This window comes from Aeromonas sp. ASNIH8 (assembly GCF_002919855.1).
GTDB classification, from domain to species: Bacteria; Pseudomonadota; Gammaproteobacteria; order Enterobacterales; family Aeromonadaceae; genus Aeromonas; species Aeromonas caviae.
This window is the reverse complement of record NZ_PQLN01000038.1, coordinates 1-20,062: the sequence shown is the minus strand read 5'-3', so window position 1 is coordinate 20,062 and position 20,062 is coordinate 1. Positions and strand designations below refer to the sequence as shown.

The window sequence follows — 20,062 nt, the reverse complement described above, 5'->3', positions numbered from 1 at the left end:
ACCCAGCCCGGTTCAGGGGCGTCTGCACTTTCAAGGAAGGTGCCAAGGACCACGCGGATGCATGATGCTACTTGGGAGTGGGCAGATCGGGTCTGCACCGTGAGAGCCGGGCAACGCAGGCAGACAGCCTGAACGGTTCTCAAGGCGAGTAAATCAGAAGAAGGTTATGCGGGTACTGGCAGGATTCATCGTGAGGTGAAGCATTGCGAACATAATCAGGGCTGATTAACTAGCCGGCGCGCATTCTCTCCTCGAAATGTGTAAAAAGCAAACACTAATTGTGCGTTCACCCAGTCATTCCCTGTTTTTCACGGCCACGGGGACGGCAAAAGGGCTCCCGAGGGAGCCCTTTTCATTGCCGGTCAGGGACGGGCTCAGGCGTCGCCACAGGCCTTCTTGGCGGCGGTGATCATGGGGGTAATGGTCATACCCTGTACCACGATGGAGAACATCACCACCGAGTAGGTCATCACCAGGATCACCTGGCGCAGATCGACGTTGTGTTCCGGGATCATCATGACACCGGATGGCAGTGCCAGGGCCATAGCCATGGCCAGGCCGCCACGCAGGCCGCCCCAGGTGAGGATGCGCACCGAGAAGGTGTTGTAGTTGCGGAACTTGCGGAACGCCACATAGGGCAGGGAGACGCTGATGAAGCGTGCAGCCAGGCAGAGCGGCACCGCGATGACCAGCAGGATCCAGTCGCGCCAGTCGAGGTCCAGCAGCACCAGTGCCAGACCGATCAGCAGGAACAGCAGGGCGTTGAGGAACTGATCCATCAACTCCCAGAAGTGATCCAGGTGGTGCTGGCTCTGCTCGGAGAAGCCGGAATGACGGGTCCAGTTGCCGATCATGATGCCGGTCACCACCATGGCCAGGGCGCCGGAGACGCCGATCATGTTGGCGAAGGCGAAGCCCGCGGTCGGGATGCAGAGGGTCAGCAGCAGCTCCAGGGAGCCGTCGTCGGTGGCGCTGATCATCACGTGGGCGATGAGACCCAGCACGGCCCCGAACAGGATGCCGCCGAGAGCCTCATGCAGGAACAGACCGGCCACGCTGCCGAAGGTGGGCTCCACGCCGCCAAAGGCCACGGCAAACACGGTGGCGAAGATGACCAGACCGACACCGTCGTTGAACAGGGATTCCCCCTCGATCTGGATGGCGATCTGGGGTGGCGCCTTCATCTTTTTGACGATGGCCAGTACGGCGATGGGGTCGGTGGGGGAGATCAGGGCACCGAACAACATGCAGTAGACCAGTGGCACATCCCAGCCCAGCAGCTTGGCGATGAACCAGAAGCCGTAGCCGATGAGGAAGGTGGAGAGCAGGGTGGCGGCTATGGCCAGAATGGTGATTTCCCACTTCTGGCTACGCAACGCCTTGAGGTTGATGCCAAGCCCGCCGGCGAACAGCAGGAAGCCCAGGATCCCCTTCAACAGGAAGTTCTGGAAGTCGATGCTCTCCATGGTCTTGATGGCGAGAGGCTCCAGATTGAACCAACCCAGTTTGCCAAACAGCACCAGCAGCGCGGAGATCAGCATGGAGCCCGCAGTGATGGCGATGGTGGTCTGGATCTTCACAACATACTGGTTGGCAAAGGCGATGAAGATCGCCAACGCTGCCAGGAAGCAGAGTGTGTAGTAGACGCTCATAGTTATTTTTCTCTTTGGTAAACAGCAAGCACGTATCCCTCTTGAGGACGGGCATAGGGTACTCCCGGGTTAGATCATGCTCATTACCTATTTATGGTTATATTTAATCGTCATCACGGACAGATAGACGGCTAGATTTCCATTTGATTTGATTGCTGCTAGGATGGGCATCACGCAGTTGCATGGATGTAAGGGGTACGAGCGGTGTCGAGCAGAGAGTCGAACAAGAAAGCGGATGTCACAACCAGGCTGGAAGCCTGTCTCAAGGAGCGGATCCTGATCATCGACGGTGCCATGGGCACCATGATCCAGGGTTACAAACTCGGTGAGGCGGACTATCGGGGGGAGCGGTTTGCCGACTGGCATACCGACATCAAGGGCAACAACGACCTGCTGGTGTTGAGCCGTCCCGCCGTCATTCGCGAGATCCACGACCAGTATTGTGCCGCCGGGGCCGACATCCTCGAGACCAACACCTTCAACGCCACCCGCATCGCCATGGCGGACTACGAGATGGAAGCGCTCTCGGCCGAGATAAACCGGGAGGCGGCCCGCCTGGCCCGCGCCGTGGCGGACGAGTGGACCGCCAAGGACCCGGCGAAACCGCGCTTTGTGGCAGGGGTTCTGGGTCCCACCAACCGTACCGCCTCCATCTCGCCGGACGTGAACGACCCGGGCAAGCGCAACGTCACCTATGACGAGCTGGTGGCCGCCTACACCGAATCGACCCACGCCCTGATCGAGGGCGGTGCCGACATCATCCTGATCGAGACCATCTTCGACACCCTCAACGCCAAGGCGGCCGCCTTCGCGGTGGACCTGGTGTTTGAGGAGCTGGGTTACAGCCTGCCGGTGATGATCTCCGGCACCATCACGGACGCCTCCGGTCGTACCCTCTCGGGCCAGACCACCGAGGCCTTCTACCACTCCCTTCGCCACGTCAAACCGGTCTCCTTCGGCCTCAACTGTGCGCTGGGGCCGGACGAGCTGCGCCAGTACGTGGAGGAGCTGTCCCGCATCAGCGAGACCCATGTCAGCGCCCACCCCAACGCCGGTCTGCCCAATGCGTTTGGCGAGTACGATCTGGACGCGGTCGAGATGGCGGAGCATATCCGCGAGTGGGCCCAAAGCGGCTTCCTCAACCTGGTGGGCGGCTGCTGCGGCACCACCCCGACCCACATCCGCGCCATGGCTGACGCCGTGGCGGGCATCAAGCCCCGCGCCCTGCCGGATCTGCCGGTGGCCTGCCGGTTGTCGGGCCTGGAGCCTCTCATCATCACGGCGGACTCCATGTTCGTGAACGTGGGTGAGCGGACCAACGTCACCGGCTCGGCCAAGTTCAAGCGCTTGATAAAAGAGGGGCTCTACGACGAGGCGCTGGATGTGGCCAAGCAGCAGGTGGAAAACGGCGCCCAGATCATCGACATCAACATGGATGAGGGGATGCTGGATGCCGAGGCGGCCATGGTGCGCTTCCTGAACCTCATCGCCGGGGAACCGGACATCGCCCGGGTGCCGGTGATGATCGACTCCTCCAAGTGGGAGGTGCTGGAGGCGGGCCTCAAGTGCGTGCAGGGCAAGCCGGTGGTCAACTCCATCTCCATGAAGGAGGGGGAGGACAAATTCATCGAGCAGGCGAAACTGCTGCGCCGCTACGGCGCCGCCGTCATCGTCATGGCGTTCGACGAGGTGGGCCAGGCCGATACCCGGGCCCGCAAGTTCGAGATCTGCCAGCGCGCCTACCGCATTCTGGTGGACCGCGTCGGCTTCCCGCCGGAAGACATCATCTTCGACCCCAACATCTTCGCGGTGGCGACCGGCATCGACGAGCACAACAACTACGCGGTGGACTTCATCGAGGCGGTGAAGGACATCAAAACGCACCTGCCCCACGCCATGATCTCCGGCGGCGTCTCCAACGTCTCCTTCTCCTTCCGTGGCAACGAGCCGGTGCGCGAAGCCATCCACGCTGTCTTCCTCTACCACGCCATCAGGAACGGCATGGACATGGGGATCGTCAACGCGGGCCAGCTTGCCATCTACGAAGACATCCCGGCCGAGCTCAAAGAGAAGGTCGAGGCGGTGGTGCTGAACCTCAACGACAACGCCACCGAGGCGCTGCTGGCCATCGCAGAGAAGTATCGCGGCGCGGGTGCCCAGGCGGAGGATCCGCGGGATCAGGAGTGGCGTAGCTGGCCGGTGGGCAAGCGGCTCGAACACGCCCTGGTCAAGGGGATCACTGATTTCATCGAGGAGGATACCGAGGAGGCGCGCGCCCAGGCCGAGAAGCCGCTGCACGTCATCGAGGGGCCGCTGATGGACGGCATGAACGTGGTGGGCGATCTGTTCGGCGCCGGCAAGATGTTCCTGCCCCAGGTGGTGAAGTCGGCCCGGGTGATGAAGCGGGCGGTGGCCTACCTGCAACCCTACATCGAGGCGGAGAAGTCCGGCGGTTCCAGCAACGGCAAAATCGTGCTGGCCACCGTCAAGGGCGATGTACACGACATCGGCAAGAACATCGTCGGGGTGGTGCTCCAGTGCAACAACTTCGAGATCGTGGATCTCGGGGTCATGGTCTCCTGCGAGACCATCCTCAAGACGGCCCGGGAAGTGAACGCCGACATCATCGGCCTGTCGGGCCTCATCACTCCGTCCCTGGACGAGATGGTGCACGTAGCAAAGGAGATGGAGCGTCAGGGGTTCAAGCTGCCGCTGCTCATCGGCGGAGCCACCACTTCCAAGGCCCACACCGCGGTGAAGATAGAGCAGAACTACTCCGAGCCCGTGGTCTATGTCTCCAACGCCTCCCGCGCCGTGGGGGTGGCCCAGAGCCTGCTGAGCCCGGAGCTCAAGCCCGCCTTCGTGGCCCGCATCGACAAGGAGTACGAGATTGCCCGGGATCAGCATGCCCGCAAGCAGCCGCGCTCCAAGCCGGTTTCCCTGGCCCATGCCCGGGCCAATCGCCATCAGCTGGACTGGGTGGGCTATGAGCCCCCGGCGCCCCGGGAGCCCGGCGTGCAGACCTTCGAAAACATACCCATTTCAGTGCTGCGCCCCTACATCGACTGGACACCGTTTTTCCTGAGCTGGGAGCTGGCGGGCAAGTTCCCCCGCATCCTGGAAGATGAGGTGGTGGGGGAGGAAGCGACGCGCCTCTACGCCGACGCCAACGCCATGCTGGACCAGCTGGAGAAGGATCAGAGCGTGCGCTGCGCCGGTATCATAGGCCTGTTCCCCGCCAACGCCGTGGGGGACAGCATCGAGGTCTACACCGACGAGTCCCGCACCCAGGTGCGCAAGGTGCTGCACCACCTGCGCCAGCAGAGCGAGAAGCAGGGCTTCCCCAACTACTGTCTGGCGGATTATGTGGCGCCGAAAGAGAGCGGCAAGCCCGACTGGATCGGCGCCTTCGCGGTGACCGGCGGCATCGGCGAGGAGGCCATCGCCAAGGCCTACAAGGCGGACCACGACGACTACAACGCCATCCTCATCCAGGCGGTGTGCGATCGCCTCGCCGAGGCCTTTGCCGAATACCTCCACGAGCAGGTGCGCAAAGTGCACTGGGGCTATGCCCCGGACGAGGCGCTCAGCAACGAGGAACTGATTCGCGAAAATTACCAGGGGATACGTCCGGCGCCGGGCTACCCGGCCTGCCCGGAGCACACCGAGAAGGGGAGCATCTGGGAGCTGCTGGACGTCGAACAGGCCATCGGCATGCAGCTCACCGAGTCCTACGCCATGTGGCCGGGGGCGGCGGTATCCGGCTGGTACTTCTCCCACCCCGAGAGCAAATACTTCGCCGTGGCCCAGATCCAGCACGATCAGGTGGAAGACTACGCCCAGCGCAAGGGGATGACCCTGGCAGAGGCCGAACGCTGGCTGGGGCCCAACCTGCATTGAGCCCCGTCTGCCCCGCCTCACGCGGTGCGGGGCAGGCGCCGGGTACGCACGCCATATCGAGGTTGCCATGAAGATTGGATTTGTCGGTCTGGGGGCCGTGGTGCAGACAGCCTATCTGCCTGCACTCGCCGCCCTGGCGGAAAATACCGAGATATGGGGTTTTGATCCCGCCATCACCCTGCCCGGCGTCATGTCTGCCCCGACCCTGGAAGCCCTGCTGGCCGAACCCCTGGATCGGCTGGTGATCGCCACCCCTTCCCTGCTGCATCTGTCCGTGCTGGAGCAGGCACTGGCCAGCGCCATTCCCCTCATCCTGGTGGAGAAACCCGTGGTGGCCACCCTGGCCCAGCACGATCGCCTGCGCGCCCTGCTGGCGGACCCCGAGGTCGCAGCCAGGGTGCTGGCGCTGGATCACTGGATGGCCCGCAATGCCGTCCAGCAGTTGCTGCTTAGCGGCAAACTGGATGAAGGTTGGCAGCCTCGGGAATCAGACGGCGCCGGGGGCGGGCTGGCCACCCTCGCCGATATCAGCGCGGTGGAGGGCTTTTTGCTGGAACCCTGCGGCCTGGACGAGACGGGGCATCCCTATGCCCTCAACTTCGCCACCGGGGAGCCGGATCGGCGGGTCCTGCGCCATCCAGACGGGGTGATCCTCGACATTGGTACCCATCTGCTGGCGATGATCCGGGAACTGCTGGTGGCTCTGGGTGGGGACGACCGCCTGCACCTGATCGCGGAGGGCGTCTGCGACCGGCTGGGGCAGCCCATCCGGCGCGGGGATCTGGAGACCGCCGAGGGGCGGGCCTGCCTGCGCGGCGAGGCGGCAGGGGTGCCCCTGACCCTCTGGCTCGACAAGTATGCCGGTCCCGGGGTGGAGAAGAAGGGGCTTTGCCTGCACTTCAAAGACGGGCGGCGCATCGAGCTGCTTCGCCGCGGCAACCTGGAGTGGCTGCACCATCACGACGTCGACGGGATGCGAGGCTGGCAACATGAGGGGCCTCTCTATCGCCACTGCATCGCCCAGACCCTGCTGGCCCCTGTGCCTTTGGGAGGCTGGGTCGGCACCACGGCGCGCCGTTTGCAGGAGGTCGCCCTGCTGCTTGAGTTGCAGCAAGGGCTGCGCGGCCCCCATTGACGTCGTTGTGCGCCATCCGGCATGAGGGCTGGTGGCTGGCGCCGTCTTGCAGAACGGTCCGTTCTTGAGTGCGGCACTCTCGGTTTTTGCCCGTTCTTGCAGAACCGCGCATGGTGAGGGGAAAGGATTGGCGTTGCCAGTCGTTCATGGCACCTTATACTCTCCAGTCCGATTATCAGGTCTGCCATTTCCATGAATATTGCCATTTTATCCCGTGAGCCCAACAACTACTCCACCCGCCGTCTGGTCGAGGTGGCCCGGGCCCGTGGGCATCAGGTCGAGGTGCTCGACACCCTGCGCTGCTACATGAACATCGCCTCCCACAGCCCCTCCATCCATTACGAAGGACGGGAGCTGGAGAGCTATGACGCCGTGATCCCGCGCATCGGTGCCAGCATCACCTTCTATGGCACCGCCGTGCTGCGCCAGTTCGAGATGATGAGCACCATGGCTCTCAACAGCTCGGTGGCCATCTCCCGCTCCCGGGACAAGCTGCGCGCCATGCAGCTGCTCTCCCGTCACGGCATCGGCCTGCCGGTGACCGGCTATGCCCACAGCACCCACGACGTACCGGATCTCATCACCATGGTGGGGGGCGCCCCCCTGGTGGTGAAACTGCTGGAGGGCACCCAGGGGATTGGCGTGGTGCTGTGCGAAACCCAGAAGGCCGCCGAGAGCGTCATCGAGGCCTTTATCCAGACCAACAACAACATCCTGGTGCAGGAGTACATCCGCGAGGCCAACGGCGCCGATATCCGCTGTCTGGTGGTCAACGGCAAGGTGGTGGCCGCCATGCGCCGCCAGGCCCAGCCGGGGGAGTTTCGCTCCAACCTGCACCGGGGCGGCACCGCCGAAGCCATCAAGATCACGCCGGAAGAGCGTGCCACCGCCGTGCAGGCCGCCAAGATCATGGGGCTGGACGTGGCCGGGGTGGACATCCTGCGAAGCGCCCGCGGCCCGCTGGTGCTGGAGGTGAACTCCTCCCCCGGCCTGCAGGGGGTGGAAGCCGCTTCTGGCAAGGACGTGGCGGGCAAGATCATCGAGTTCCTCGAGCTCAAGGCGAGCCGCAAGCACAAGCCGGCGGAATGAGTCCCAAACGAGTGTCAGACAGGTAAACACAGGGCGCCCTCGGGCGCCTTGTTGCTATCTGGGGGGGCTGGAAGGCAGCGGGCTTGCCGGGAAGTGTCTCCCTTCTCCCACTGTGTTGAACAGCCGGGAAGAAGGGCCGGGAATGAGGGGGTTATGCCGCCCCGGGGGCGCCGGGGATCATCACCAGCCGGGCGCAGAAGATGCCATCTTCCAGCCGGGTCTCAATCTGCCAGCCCAGCTTCTCGCAGATGCGCTGGATGATGGTGAGGCCGCAGCCGTAGCCGAGGATCTGATCCGGCGCGGCGGCGGTGGGGTTGCTGATGGTGAGCACCTGCTCGTGCAGGGTGATCTCGATGTGCCCCTCGGCGTAGCTCAGGGCGTTTTTCAAGAGGTTGCCGAGGGCGATGGCGAGCAGGGAGAGGGGGGCATGCACCTCGCTCTCCTCGTCCAGTTGCAGGCGAATGTCCAGTGTCTCCCGTTGCAGCAGGGGGGCGAGGCGGGTCAGCTCCCGGCGAATGAGCGGCGCCACCTGCTGGGGCGGGCGCTCCACGGCCTCCTTGCGTCCCAGCAGCAGGAAGGTTTCGGTGAGCAGGGCCATCTCGTCGGCGGCGGCGCGGATGCGGCTGACGGCGCGGGCTGCCGGGGCGGGCAGGTCATTCACCTTGCCGAGCAGGGCCGCGGATCCCTGGATCACCATGTTGGGGGTGCGCAGCTCGTGGCTGGCAAAGCGGCTGAACTCCTGTTCACGGGCAAACACGGCGGCTACCTCGTGCTTGCCCGCCAGCAGCGCCTGCTCTATCTCTCGCAGCTCCTGCCAGGGGGCATCGGGCACGAAGTCCCCCTGATCCGGGGTCAGGTGGGCGACCCGCTGGCGCAGCCGCTCCAGCGGCCTGGTGATGTGACGCACCAGCCAGATGCCGAATGCGAGGCTCCCCAGCAGCAGGGCCAGGCCGATGAGGCGGGTCACCAGATGCAGCTTGGCTTCGTAAGGGTCGAGGTAGTCGTCCGCATCGTCGTTGAACACCAGATAGAGCAGCCCCTGACCCGAGGGGTGGGCGCGTACCAGGAAGTGCTTGTCCTCCCGGCCCAGCTGATGCTCGAAGAAGCCGGGGCTCTGGTAGGCCTTGAGCCAGGCGGGCAGGCGGCCCGCCTCTGTCCAGTAGCTGGAGAACTGGCGCGGGCTGGGGGCGGGGGCCGCCATTCCGAGGCGCAACCAGTCGTCGTCATAGCGGGTTGCCTCCGCCTCCAGCCAGTGGCGCAGGCTCAGCTCCTCCATCTTGTTCTCGGCCACCACCATCAGCAGGCTCAGGATCACCAGCAGCAGCAGACCGGCCCCTCCCAGCGCCAGCACCAGGCGCCGGCGCAGGCTCGGCAGGCCGGAGGCAAGGGGCGGCGTCGGGTTCGTCATGGGGTCACCAGCCGGTAGCCCTGGCCGTGCAGGGTCTCCAGCATGGGGGTGGGGAAGGGCTTGTCGAGGGCGCTGCGCAGGGCATAGATGTGGCTGCGCAGGGCGTCGGAGTCGGGCTCCTCGTCGCCCCAGACGGTGTCGAGCACCTCCTGGCGCGTCACCAGCTGGGGGGCGCGCTTCACCAGCAGGGTGAGGATCTGGAACGGGATCTTGCCGAGTTTGAGCTCCACCCCGGCGCGTGTGGCGCGGCCGCTGGCGGGATCCACCGTCAGATCGCCAAAGCAGAGCACGCCCATGTCCCCTCTGGGGCCACGCAGGCTGAGGGCCTCCAGGCGCACCTCCAGCTCCTCCATGGCGAACGGCTTGACCAGATAGTCGTCGCCCCCCGCCCGAAAGCCTGCCAGCTTGTCCTCCAGGCTGTCACGGGCGGTGAGAAAGAGCACCGGGGTCGCGATGCCGTCCGCACGCAGCCGCTCCACGGTACGCAGGCCGTCGAGGCGCGGCATCATGACGTCCATGATGATGACGTCGAAGCGCTCCTGGGCCAGCAGTTGCAGGGCGGCCTGGCCATGATAGGCGCAGTCCACCCTGTGCCCGGCCAGCGCCAGATAGTCCATGATGGTCTCCGCCACCTGGGGACTGTCTTCCACCACCAGTATTTTCATGCTCTGATCTCCTGGTCTGTGCCGCTATTTCACGGCCATTTCACACCGGATGGGACATCCTGTGTGCCAGTGTAACCCCGAGGATCCCCGATGAAGAAGTCTCTCCGCGCCTTCTGGTTATTGATTCTATTGCCTTTTGGTCTGGTGCAGGCGGCCGAGTTCAAGCTCACGGGCCGCACCACCTGGCAGCTTGGCCAGTTGATGGTCAACGGCATTCCCTTCGTGCTCGATGAGCGCACCCGCTTCAAGGATGGCCTGGATGAGGACGATCTCGGCGGGACCTGGGTCGATCTGGAAGGGGTCGTGCAGGAGACGGCTGCAGGGGCGCGGCGGCTCGTTCGCGAGGTGGAGGCACTGGAAGAGGAGGACGAGATGGAACTGGAAGGGCCGGTGGAAGGGGGACGGATCTGGGGTTATGTCACCTCGGATGGGAGCCTCTCCCCGTTCGAGGGACGCTGGCTGGAGCTGGAGTGCAAGTTTGACGGCATGCGCCTGAGCCAGTGCCGGGAGGATGACTGACCGGTCAGGGCGGACCGGGAAAAATTGCCCGTCCGGGGCCATAGTTAAACCTCACCCCGTGACCCCGGACCGCCTGCCATGACCCGAACCGCACTCTGCCTGCTGCTGTTGCCCTTCTGCACCTTTGCCGACGACGCCGAGCTCTGGCTGGTGGAGCTGGAGCACAACGACGGGGTGCGCCTGCAATTCCAGGGGGCTGAGCTGGAGCTCGGCAGTGCCGAACTGCACGGCGTGGCGCAGCCGGACGGGCTCGTGCCCGGCATGCACCTCGCGATCCAGAGCCGCTACGGCGTCGCCGAGACGATCCGGGTGCTCGACGGGGCGCCGGATCCGGCGCTCGGGGCCAGTTGGCGGCGGGCGGAGGATCGACTGCTCACCCATAATCAACAGGCATTGCTGCTACAGGATCTCGGCGTGCTGGTGTTTGATGCTGACACTCGCTGGATCAACGGCAGCGCCGCCGATCTGCAACCGGGTCGCCGCCTGGTGCTGAGCCGGGATGAAGAGGGCCGCCTCACCGATATCCTCATTCCTGACCCCGAGGATCCTCTCGACGCCGAAGAGTGAGACCTCTCTCCCTTTCCCCTTGTTAATGGCTTGTACTTTAAATTTCCCCACTTATACTGGCGCACATCTTGTCGGAGTGCTGACCGTCGAACGACGCTAAGCTGAGACCGTTAATTCGGGATCCGTGGAACCTGATCAGGTTAAGACCTGCGAAGGGAAACAAGGGTAACTTGCGGGTTACCGCGCCGGGGAAGGCACACCTTCCCGCCAGCTGGAGGCAGACCGCCTCTGGCTGGCACAGGCGCACAGGGGGAGGTTGTCCCGCCGGGCCGTCAGGCCTGCGGATCTGCCACACAGGGCAGAGGGACGGCAGAGCAGGGAAGATCCATGCCCGGCTCACTCCCCCGAGCACACCCCGCCGCAAGTTCATCTTCTCCTCGAACTCCAGACAAGCAAACACCCATAACTTCAACCAGTTAATGTGAGTTTTGCTATGTCTACCAATGTTTCTGATACCACCAAATCCAGCCGCCGCGAGCAGCGCTCCAGCGCCCAGACCTTTATCGACAACCTCAAGGGGATGGCTCACCCCAACTCCCGCCGCATCTTTATCCAGGGTTCTCGCCCTGACATCCGGGTGCCTTTGCGGGAGATCCAGCTGGCCGACACCTTCGTCGGCGGCACCAAGGACGCTCCCCAGTTCGAGCCCAACGAGCCGGTGCCGGTTTACGATACCTCGGGCCCCTATGGGGAAGAGGCTGCCCCCATCGACGTGCGCCGCGGTCTGCCGCGCCTGCGCGAAGCCTGGGTGCTGGAGCGTGCTGACACCGACGCGCTGGAGGGGTTGAGCTCCACTTTCACTCAGGAGCGGCTGGCGGACGAGGGGCTGGATCACCTGCGCTTCGAGCATCTGCCAAAGCCGCGCCGTGCCAAGCCGGGCCGCCGGGTCACCCAGCTGCACTACGCCCGCGCCGGCATCGTCACTCCCGAGATGGAATTTATCGCCATTCGCGAGAACATGGGCCGTGAGCGGGTGCGCTCCGAGCTCCTGCGCACCCAGCACCCGGGTCAGGGCTTTGGCGCCAGACTGCCCCAGAACATCACCCCCGAGTTCGTGCGCGATGAGGTGGCCGCCGGTCGCGCCATCATCCCCAGCAACATCAACCACCCGGAAGCGGAGCCCATGATCATCGGCCGCAACTTCCTGGTGAAGATCAACGCCAATATCGGCAACTCGGCGGTCACTTCCAGCATCGAAGAGGAAGTGGAGAAGCTGGTCTGGTCCACCCGCTGGGGCGCCGACACCGTGATGGATCTCTCCACCGGCCGCTACATCCACGAGACCCGCGAGTGGATCCTGCGCAACAGCCCGGTGCCCATCGGCACCGTGCCTATCTATCAGGCGCTGGAGAAGACCAACGGCATCGCTGAAGACCTCACCTGGGAGCTGTTCCGCGACACCCTGCTGGAGCAGGCCGAGCAGGGGGTGGACTACTTCACCATCCACGCCGGCGTCTTGCTGCGCTTCGTGCCCATGACCGCCAAGCGCCTCACCGGCATCGTTTCGCGCGGTGGCAGCATCATGGCCAAGTGGTGCCTGTCGCACCACAAGGAGAACTTCCTCTACGAGCACTTTCGCGAGATCTGCGAGATCTGCGCCGCCTACGACGTCAGTCTGTCGCTGGGGGACGGTCTGCGTCCGGGCTCCGTCTACGACGCCAACGACGAGGCCCAGTTCGCCGAGCTGCGCACCCTGGGCGAGCTCACCAAAATTGCCTGGGAATACGACGTGCAGGTGATGATCGAGGGGCCTGGCCACGTACCCATGCACATGATCGAGCGCAATATGACCGAGCAGCTGGAGCACTGCCACGAGGCGCCCTTCTATACCCTGGGCCCGCTCACCACCGACATTGCACCGGGGTACGATCACTTCACCTCCGGCATCGGCGCCGCGCTCATCGGCTGGTACGGCTGCGCCATGCTCTGCTACGTGACCCCCAAGGAACACCTGGGCCTGCCCAACAAGGAGGACGTGAAGCAGGGGCTCATTACCTACAAGATCGCCGCCCACGCCGCTGACCTTGCCAAGGGCCACCCGGGCGCCCAGATCCGCGACAACGCCATGTCCAAGGCGCGCTTCGAGTTCCGCTGGGAGGATCAATTCAACCTGGCCCTCGACCCCGACACCGCCCGCGCCTACCACGACGAGACCCTGCCTCAGGAGTCCGGCAAAGTGGCCCACTTCTGCTCCATGTGCGGGCCCAAGTTCTGCTCCATGAAGATCACCCAGGACGTGCGCGACTATGCCGCCAAGCTGGAAGCCGTAGAGATAAAGCTGGTCGGCATGGACGGTCAGCAGGAGCGGGTGGTGGCCGAGGTGGAGAGCGGCATGGCCCGCATGGCAGAAACCTTCAAGGAGACCGGCGGCGAGATCTACCATCAGGCAGCGACCCTGAAGCAGGCCGCAGGGGAGGAGGCGTGAGCAGCGAGCGCGGGGCTGTCAGCCCCGCCGACCTGTCGCCTGCGACGCAGGCCCGCCCCGTGGTCTGGACCATCGCCGGGTCCGACTCCGGCGGCGGGGCCGGCATTCAGGCCGACTTGCACACAATGCATGACCTCGGCGTGCACGGCTGCTCCGTCATCTCCGCCATCACGGCCCAGAACTCGGTGGCGGTGAAGATGGTCGACCCCGTGCTGATGCAGACCTTCGCCGCCCAGATCGATGCCCTGGGGCTGGATCTGCCACCCGCCGCCATCAAGATAGGCCTGCTGCCGACCCGGCTGCACGTGGAGGTGCTGGCCCGTCGCCTGGCAGCCACCCCGGCCCCCTTCGTGGTCTACGACCCGGTGGCCATCGCCAGCACCGGCACCCCCATGGCGGAGCCCGGCATGCTGGTGGCGGTGCGCGAGCACCTGCTGCCACGTCTGTCGCTCATCACCCCCAACGGTCCCGAGCTGGAAGCCCTGACCGGCCTGCCCGCCACCAGTCCCGAGCTGGTGCGCCTCGCCGCCCGGCGGCTGCGCGAACTCGGCGCCCGTGCCGTGCTGGTCAAGGGGGGCCACCTTGAATGGGGCGGGGATCTCTGCCTCGACTACTACCAGGACGAGAGCCGCGAATTCTGGCTCGCCGCGCCGCGCCTCGATACCCGCCACGGTCACGGCACCGGCTGCGCTTACGCCAGCGCCATCGCCGCCGTGGTGGCGCAGGATTATCCGGTGGAGGACGCCATCACCCTGGCGCGGGCCTACCTGCAACAGGGGCTGGCGGCGGCGCAGGGGGTGGGGGCAGGCCCGGGCCCCATCGCCCATCTCGGCTGGCCCGCTGACCTTGCCCACTTCCCCCGTGCCGTGCTGGCGGGATCACCGCTCGATCGCCGCTTCAGATTGTATGAAACAAGCAGCGCCCGTCTGCCGCAGGGCCCCTTTGCGCCGACCGAACACAACCTCGGCCTCTATCCGGTGGTGGACTCGGTCAAGTGGCTCAAACGCCTGCTGGGGGCCGGGGTCAAGACCATCCAGCTGCGGATCAAGAATCTGCCCGCCACAGAGGTGGCGCCGGCCATTCGTGATGCGGTAGCGCTCGGTCGCCGCCATGGGGCGCGGCTCTTTATCAACGACTACTGGCAGCAGGCCATCGAGGCGGGCGCCTGGGGCGTGCATCTGGGGCAGGAGGATATGGAGACCGCCGATCTCGCCGCCATTCAGGCGGCGGGGCTGCGTCTTGGCATCTCCACCCACGGCTACTTCGAGCTGATGCGGGCCCGCGAGCTGGCCCCCTCCTATATCGCGCTGGGCCATATCTTCCCGACCAACACCAAAGCGATGCCTTCGCGCCCCCAGGGGCTGGCACGGCTGCACCACTACCGCGCCCTGATGTGCGACTGGCCGACGGTGGCCATCGGTGGCATCAGCGAGGAGCGGGTGGCGGCGGTCAAGGCAAGCGGGGTCGGCAGCATTGCGCTGGTCTCGGCCATCACGGCGAGCGATGACTGGCAGGGCGCGACCGAGCGGCTGCTCGCTGCCGTGGGGGCGGGGGATGAGCCGCGCTCTGCCTGCGTGATACGGGAGGCAGAACATGCGCTCTGATGCCGCTTCTCTTAGTGACAAAGAGTATCTGAGATACGGCCGCCAGCTGATGCTGGCGGAAGTGGGGGAAGCCGGTCAGGCGCGGCTCAAGGATAAGTCCGTGCTGATCGTGGGCCTCGGCGGGCTCGGCTCGCCGCTGGCCCTCTATCTGGCGGGGGCCGGGGTGGGCACTTTGTGGCTGGCCGATGGCGATACGGTGGACTCCAGCAATCTGCCGCGCCAGATCCTGTTCGATAGCGAGGCGGTCAACCACTCCAAGGCGGAGCTGGCCCGCGAGCGCTTGGCCGCCCACAACCCGCTGGTGGAGCTGATTGCCATCAATCAGCGACTCGATGCCGCCAGCCTGCCGGGGTTTGTGACCGAGGTGGATCTGGTGATCGACTGCTGCGACAACCTCGCCACCCGCCAGGCCATCAACGCTGCCTGCGTGGCCCAGGGCAAGCCCTGGATCTGTGCCGCCGCAGTGGGCTGGCAGGGGCAGCTGATGGTGCGCACCAGCAGCGATCACGCCTGCTACGCCTGCCTCTATCCGCTGGATACCGAGATCAGGGAAAGCTGCGAGACCAGCGGTGTCACCGGCCCGCTGGTGGGGGTGATGGGCTCTTTGCAGGCGCTGGAGGCACTGAAACTGCTGCTCGGGATGCCGAGCCCGGTGGCGGGCACATTGCGCCGGTTCGATGCGTTGACCCATCAGTGGCAGACCCTCACGCTGGCTCCCGACCCCGATTGCCCGGTTTGCGGCAGCACCCACCCGGCTCAGGAGAATTAACCATGAAGATCCGATTGAACGATATCGAGCTGACGCTGCCCACCGGCCAGCGCCTGACTGAGCTGCTGGCGGTGCAGGAGATTCCCCCTCAGGGGGTAGCGGTGGCCCTCAACGGCGCCGTGCTGCCCCGTAGCCGCTGGGCCGAGACCCGTCTCAATGACGGGGACGAACTCCACCTCTTCACCGCCATTGCGGGAGGCTGACCCATGATGCTCGCAGTCCCATCTTCGCGCGCCCTGCCTTGCGGCGGGGCCTCATCTCTTCTTATCGCAGTGGCGGGAGGCTGACATGCTCAAGATTGCCGATCACACCTTCTCTTCGCGCCTCTTCACCGGCACCGGCAAGTTTGCCCGCCCGGAACTGATGGCCGCAGCCATCGAGGCGAGTGGCTCCCAGCTGGTCACCATGGCCATCAAGCGGCTCGAACCGGGCAAGGCCCACGACGATATCCTCACGCCCCTTCGGCAACTCGGGATCAAGCTGCTGCCCAACACCTCGGGGGCCAAGACCGCCGCCGAGGCGGTGTTTGCCGCCCACCTGGCCCGCGAGGCGCTGGGAACGAACTGGCTCAAGCTCGAGATCCACCCCGACCCGCGCTACCTGCTGCCAGACCCCATCGAGACGCTCAAAGCCGCGGAGCAGCTGGTGAAAGAGGGCTTTGTGGTGCTGCCCTACTGCGGTGCCGACCCCGTGCTGTGCAAGCGGCTTGAAGAGGTGGGTTGCGCCGCCGTGATGCCGCTGGGTGCGCCCATCGGTTCCAATCAGGGGCTGGTGACCCGGGAGTTTCTCTCCATCATCGTCGAGCAGGCCAATGTGCCCGTGGTGGTGGATGCGGGCATAGGGGCGCCGAGCCATGCGGCCGCCGCCTTTGAGCTGGGGGCCGATGCCGTGCTGGTCAACACCGCCATCGCGGTGAGCGGCGACCCGATCGCCATGGGCCGCGCCTTTGCGCTGGCCTGCACTGCCGGGCGCAGCGCCTATGAGGCGGGCCTCGGCGCCCGCGCCCTGCAGGCGCAAGCCTCCAGCCCGCTTACCGATTTTCTGGGGGCGTTATGAGTCAGCATGCCAATGACCCCACCCCGACCCTCCCCTTGCCAGGGGAGGGAGTGTCGACTTCGCCCTCTTGTGAAGTAGGAGATCGGGGGGGCGGATTAACACCTCCCCCTTGTGAAGGGGGAGGCCGGGAGGGGGTTGAGAGAAAGTCGGAGAGTTTTCTCGATAGATGGCAGGAGCTGGAGTGGGACGATATCGGCATGCAGATCCGCGCCAAGACCGCCGCCGATGTAGAGCGGGCGCTGACTACCTCCCGCCGCACCCTGGCCGACTTTATGGCGCTGATCTCCCCGGCCGCCGAGGCGTATTTGCCGCAGATGGCAGCCGAGGCCGAGCGCCTGACCCGCCAGCGCTTTGGCAACACCATCGGCTTCTATGTGCCGCTCTATCTGTCGAACCTCTGTGCCAACGACTGCACCTACTGCGGCTTCTCCATGAGCAACCGCCTCAAGCGCAAGACCTTGAATAGCGAGGAGATTGAGCGCGAGTGTCTGGCCATCAAGGCGCGCGGCTTTGACAGCGTGCTGCTGGTGACCGGCGAGCACGAGCACAAGGTGGGGCTCGCCTATTTTCGGCAGGTGTTGCCCATCATCCGCCGTCACTTCAGCACGGTGGGGATGGAGGTGCAGCCCCTCTCGCAAGCCGAATACGCCGAGCTCAAGACCCTCGGCCTCGATTCGGTCATGGTCTATCAGGAGACCTACCACGCCCCCACCTATGCCCGCCATCACCTGCGCGGCAACAAGCAGGACATCGCATGGCGCCTCGCCACGCCGGATCGGCTCGGCCGTGCCGGTATCGACAAGATCGGGTTGGGGGCGCTGATCGGTCTCTCCTCGGACTGGCGCGCCGACAGCTACTTTGTCGCCGAGCACCTCGCCTGGCTGGAGCGCCACCACTGGCAGAGCCGCTACTCCCTCTCCTTCCCGCGCCTGCGCCCCTGCACCGGCGGGCTGGAGCCTGCCGTGGTCATGTCGGATCGCCAGCTGGCCCAACTTATCTGCGCCTGGCGCCTCTTCTCGCCCACGCTGGAGTTGTCCCTCTCCACCCGCGAGTCGGCTACGTTTCGCAACGGCGCGGTGCGCCTTGGCATCACCCAGATGTCGGCCGAATCGCGCACCCAGCCGGGGGGCTATGCCGAGGGGGATGCAGAGGAGCTGGAGCAGTTCGCCATCCACGACGACCGCCCGGTGGGGGAAGTGGCCGCTGTCGTGCGACAGGCGGGGTTGCAGCCGGTGTTTAAGGACTGGGAATCCTTCTTGGGCCGATAGGGGCGGCCACGCCCCTTTGCCGGTGGCATCCCGGCGTCCAGCCAGACTCCGTGCCTGTGGCAAGCAGGCACGGCTTTGCCGTGCAGGACGTGAGGCCGCTGACCTCGAAGGGGTTTCGCCCGCCCTTCGGGCTTGGGCGAGTAACTTTTCTTTGCGTGGCCAAAGAAAAGTCACCAAAAGAAAGGCCACCCCCGCTTATTCGCCCTACTTCATCGGGTTCCTTCGGCTCACCCGCTTGTCCGACGGCACGCGCCGACGGGCCATCCATGGCCCGGCGCCGCTCGCTCGACATCCTGTCTCGCGGCCTGGACAATCGGGCTCGCCTCAGCGAATAAGAGTGGGAACCAAAACCGTGCCCGCCATAACCTCAGGGGAATCGTAAGGTGCAATAAGCGGAGCACATTGCTCCGCTTGTAAGTTAGTGTGGAATCATCCCGCATTCGTCAAGGCAAGTGCAATTCACGTCGTTCATTGCCCCCTACGTCATTTGTTAAGCATCGCGCCTTTCTACAGCAACTCTTGCAGGCTCTGGTAGCTGTGCGTAGAGCTCAGCGATCTGTTTGGGGCGTGTAATTCGGTCCTTAGATTGGCCCCTTGAAGATCCAGACACTTCGCCCCTCTTAACTTAAGAGGTAGTCTTGGAGCTATGTTCAGTACTAGTCACAACGAGAAGATGGTCGAAGTGTTAACAGGGGCCGAGCGCCGTCGACGCCGGACTCCACAAGAAAAGATCGCCATCGTGCAGCAGACCTTTGAGCCCGGGATGACCGTCTCTCATGTTGCTCGCTTGCACGACGTCAACGCAAACCAGCTTTTCAAATGGCGTAAGCAATTCCAAGAAGGGTCTCTCACGGCGATCACCGCCGGTGAGGATGTTGTTCCTGCTTCCGAGTTGGCTGCTGCCATCAAGCAGATCCGAGAGCTTCAGCGTCTGCTCGGGAAGAAGACCATGGAGAACGAGATCCTCAAAGAAGCCGTGGAGTATGGTCGAGCAAAAAAATGGATTGCGCATGCGCCCTTGTTGCCGGGGGACGACGATTAAGTGCTGTGAGCCAGGCTCTTAATGTATCGCGTGCGCAGCTATCCGTTCGTGTTCATCGAAAACCGGGTTGGCAAGATGGTCGTCATCATCGCCAGCGTGATGATGCAGCCTTACTTGGCCGTATCATGGAGGCGATGGCAGAGCTTCCCTCCTATGGCTATCGCCGGGTCTGGGCGCTGTTACGGCGTCAGTCTGAGGCAACAGAACAACCTGTGGTAAACGCTAAGCGGGTATATCGCGTCATGCGCGAGCATGGCTTGCTGCTGGAAAGAAAACCAGCTGCACCATTGGCCCAGCAGGCACATAAGGGGCGTGTTGCCGTCAAGGAGAGCAATCGACGGTGGTGCTCAGATGGCTTCGAGTTTCGCTGCGATAACGGTGAAAAACTACGAGTCACGTTCGCCATGGACTGCTGCGATAGGGAGGCGTTGGACTGGGCGGCCAGTACCGGGGGTTACGACAGTGACACTGTGCAAGATGTCATGCTGAGGTCTGTCGAACGTCGCTTTGGGGATTCGTTGCCGGCATCACCGGTGGAGTGGCTGACTGATAATGGCTCGGCGTATCGCGCCCATGAGACCCGCGCGTTTGCACGAGAAATCGGGTTGGAGCCCAGAACGACAGCAGTGAGAAGCCCACAGAGTAACGGTATAGCGGAGAGCTTCGTGAAGACGATGAAGCGAGACTATATCGAGATGATGCCAAAACCGGATAGCCGAACAGCGGTAGGCAATTTGGCTATTGCGTTTGAGCATTATAACGAGCACCACCCGCACAGCGCCTTGGGATACCGTTCACCCCGGGAATTTCTGCGCAGTCGGGTATCACAACCCTAAGGAAGGTGCGAATAAGCGGGGAAATTCTTCTCGGCTGACTCAGTCATTTCATTTTTTCAGTTTGAGCCGATCTTTTCTCCCGTAAATGCCTTGAATCAGCCTATTTAGACCGTTTCTTCGCCATTTA

General features: G+C 64.3%; 15 protein-coding genes and 1 riboswitch. Of the genes, 12 read left to right on the top strand and 3 right to left on the bottom strand.

Going from position 1 to position 20,062, the window contains the following annotated elements; all coding sequences use genetic code 11:
• Nucleotides 1-374 precede the first annotated feature (374 nt).
• The gene (locus tag C3418_RS11650) at nucleotides 375-1,652 is read right to left on the bottom strand and encodes a sodium:proton antiporter (protein WP_103858557.1); all 1,278 of its coding nucleotides are present in this window, start codon (nucleotides 1,650-1,652) and stop codon (nucleotides 375-377) included.
• Between the two features lie 204 nt (nucleotides 1,653-1,856).
• On the opposite strand from C3418_RS11650, the gene metH reads away from it, so the two are divergent.
• The 3 genes from metH to rimK all read left to right on the top strand — a co-directional run bounded on the left by metH (nucleotide 1,857) and on the right by rimK (nucleotide 7,776).
• A complete protein-coding gene (metH, locus tag C3418_RS11645) occupies nucleotides 1,857-5,552 on the top strand; it encodes a methionine synthase (RefSeq protein ID WP_103858556.1) in 3,696 nt (1,231 codons plus the stop codon).
• A gap of 67 nt (nucleotides 5,553-5,619) precedes the next feature.
• Entirely contained in the window at nucleotides 5,620-6,687 is a 1,068-nt protein-coding gene (locus tag C3418_RS11640; RefSeq protein ID WP_103858555.1) for a Gfo/Idh/MocA family oxidoreductase, read from the top strand.
• Nucleotides 6,688-6,879: 192 nt separating this feature from the next.
• Nucleotides 6,880-7,776: a 30S ribosomal protein S6--L-glutamate ligase gene (gene rimK / locus C3418_RS11635; RefSeq protein WP_010672657.1), complete on the top strand. Its 897-nt coding sequence runs from the start codon at nucleotides 6,880-6,882 to the stop codon at nucleotides 7,774-7,776.
• 151 nt (nucleotides 7,777-7,927) lie between these two features.
• On the opposite strand, the gene C3418_RS11630 is transcribed toward rimK, so the two are convergent.
• Together C3418_RS11630 and C3418_RS11625 are read right to left on the bottom strand one after the other, a co-directional pair.
• Nucleotides 7,928-9,184 carry a HAMP domain-containing sensor histidine kinase gene (locus C3418_RS11630; protein ID WP_103858554.1) on the bottom strand — a complete coding sequence of 419 codons (1,257 nt, stop codon included), beginning with the start codon at nucleotides 9,182-9,184 and terminating at the stop codon, nucleotides 7,928-7,930.
• Entirely contained in the window at nucleotides 9,181-9,849 is a 669-nt protein-coding gene (locus C3418_RS11625) for a response regulator transcription factor (protein WP_010672659.1), read from the bottom strand. The genes C3418_RS11630 and C3418_RS11625 overlap by 4 nt, the downstream gene beginning before the upstream one ends.
• A gap of 90 nt (nucleotides 9,850-9,939) precedes the next feature.
• On the opposite strand from C3418_RS11625, the gene C3418_RS11620 reads away from it, so the two are divergent.
• From C3418_RS11620 to C3418_RS11580, 9 genes are all read left to right on the top strand, one after another.
• Nucleotides 9,940-10,368 (top strand): hypothetical protein, encoded by a 429-nt coding sequence (locus C3418_RS11620; protein WP_103858553.1) that lies wholly within the window; start codon nucleotides 9,940-9,942, stop codon nucleotides 10,366-10,368.
• Between the two features lie 78 nt (nucleotides 10,369-10,446).
• A complete protein-coding gene (locus C3418_RS11615) occupies nucleotides 10,447-10,935 on the top strand; it encodes a hypothetical protein (RefSeq protein ID WP_103858552.1) in 489 nt (162 codons plus the stop codon).
• A gap of 62 nt (nucleotides 10,936-10,997) precedes the next feature.
• Nucleotides 10,998-11,111, top strand: a riboswitch (TPP riboswitch).
• A 257-nt stretch (nucleotides 11,112-11,368) separates the two neighbouring features.
• Nucleotides 11,369-13,360, top strand: a complete 1,992-nt coding sequence (thiC, locus tag C3418_RS11610; protein ID WP_103858551.1) for a phosphomethylpyrimidine synthase ThiC — start codon at nucleotides 11,369-11,371, stop codon at nucleotides 13,358-13,360.
• Nucleotides 13,357-14,964 carry a thiamine phosphate synthase gene (gene thiE / locus C3418_RS11605; RefSeq protein ID WP_103858550.1) on the top strand — a complete coding sequence of 536 codons (1,608 nt, stop codon included), beginning with the start codon at nucleotides 13,357-13,359 and terminating at the stop codon, nucleotides 14,962-14,964. The genes thiC and thiE overlap by 4 nt, the downstream gene beginning before the upstream one ends.
• On the top strand, nucleotides 14,954-15,733 hold the full coding sequence (locus C3418_RS11600; RefSeq protein WP_103858549.1) for a HesA/MoeB/ThiF family protein: 780 nt from the start codon (nucleotides 14,954-14,956) through the stop codon (nucleotides 15,731-15,733). The genes thiE and C3418_RS11600 overlap by 11 nt, the downstream gene beginning before the upstream one ends.
• A gap of 2 nt (nucleotides 15,734-15,735) precedes the next feature.
• Nucleotides 15,736-15,936, top strand: a complete 201-nt coding sequence (gene thiS / locus C3418_RS11595) for a sulfur carrier protein ThiS (RefSeq protein WP_041212233.1) — start codon at nucleotides 15,736-15,738, stop codon at nucleotides 15,934-15,936.
• A gap of 85 nt (nucleotides 15,937-16,021) precedes the next feature.
• On the top strand, nucleotides 16,022-16,789 hold the full coding sequence (locus C3418_RS11590; protein ID WP_103858548.1) for a thiazole synthase: 768 nt from the start codon (nucleotides 16,022-16,024) through the stop codon (nucleotides 16,787-16,789).
• Entirely contained in the window at nucleotides 16,786-18,057 is a 1,272-nt protein-coding gene (gene thiH, locus C3418_RS11585) for a 2-iminoacetate synthase ThiH (protein ID WP_103858547.1), read from the top strand. The genes C3418_RS11590 and thiH overlap by 4 nt, the downstream gene beginning before the upstream one ends.
• Nucleotides 18,058-18,730: 673 nt before the next feature.
• Nucleotides 18,731-19,935, top strand: a protein-coding gene (locus C3418_RS11580) for an IS3 family transposase (RefSeq protein ID WP_100654772.1) whose coding sequence is annotated in 2 segments (ribosomal slippage) — nucleotides 18,731-19,049 and nucleotides 19,049-19,935 — 1,206 coding nt in all. Because the reading frame shifts where the segments join, the coding sequence is not laid out codon by codon here.
• Nucleotides 19,936-20,062 lie beyond the last annotated feature (127 nt).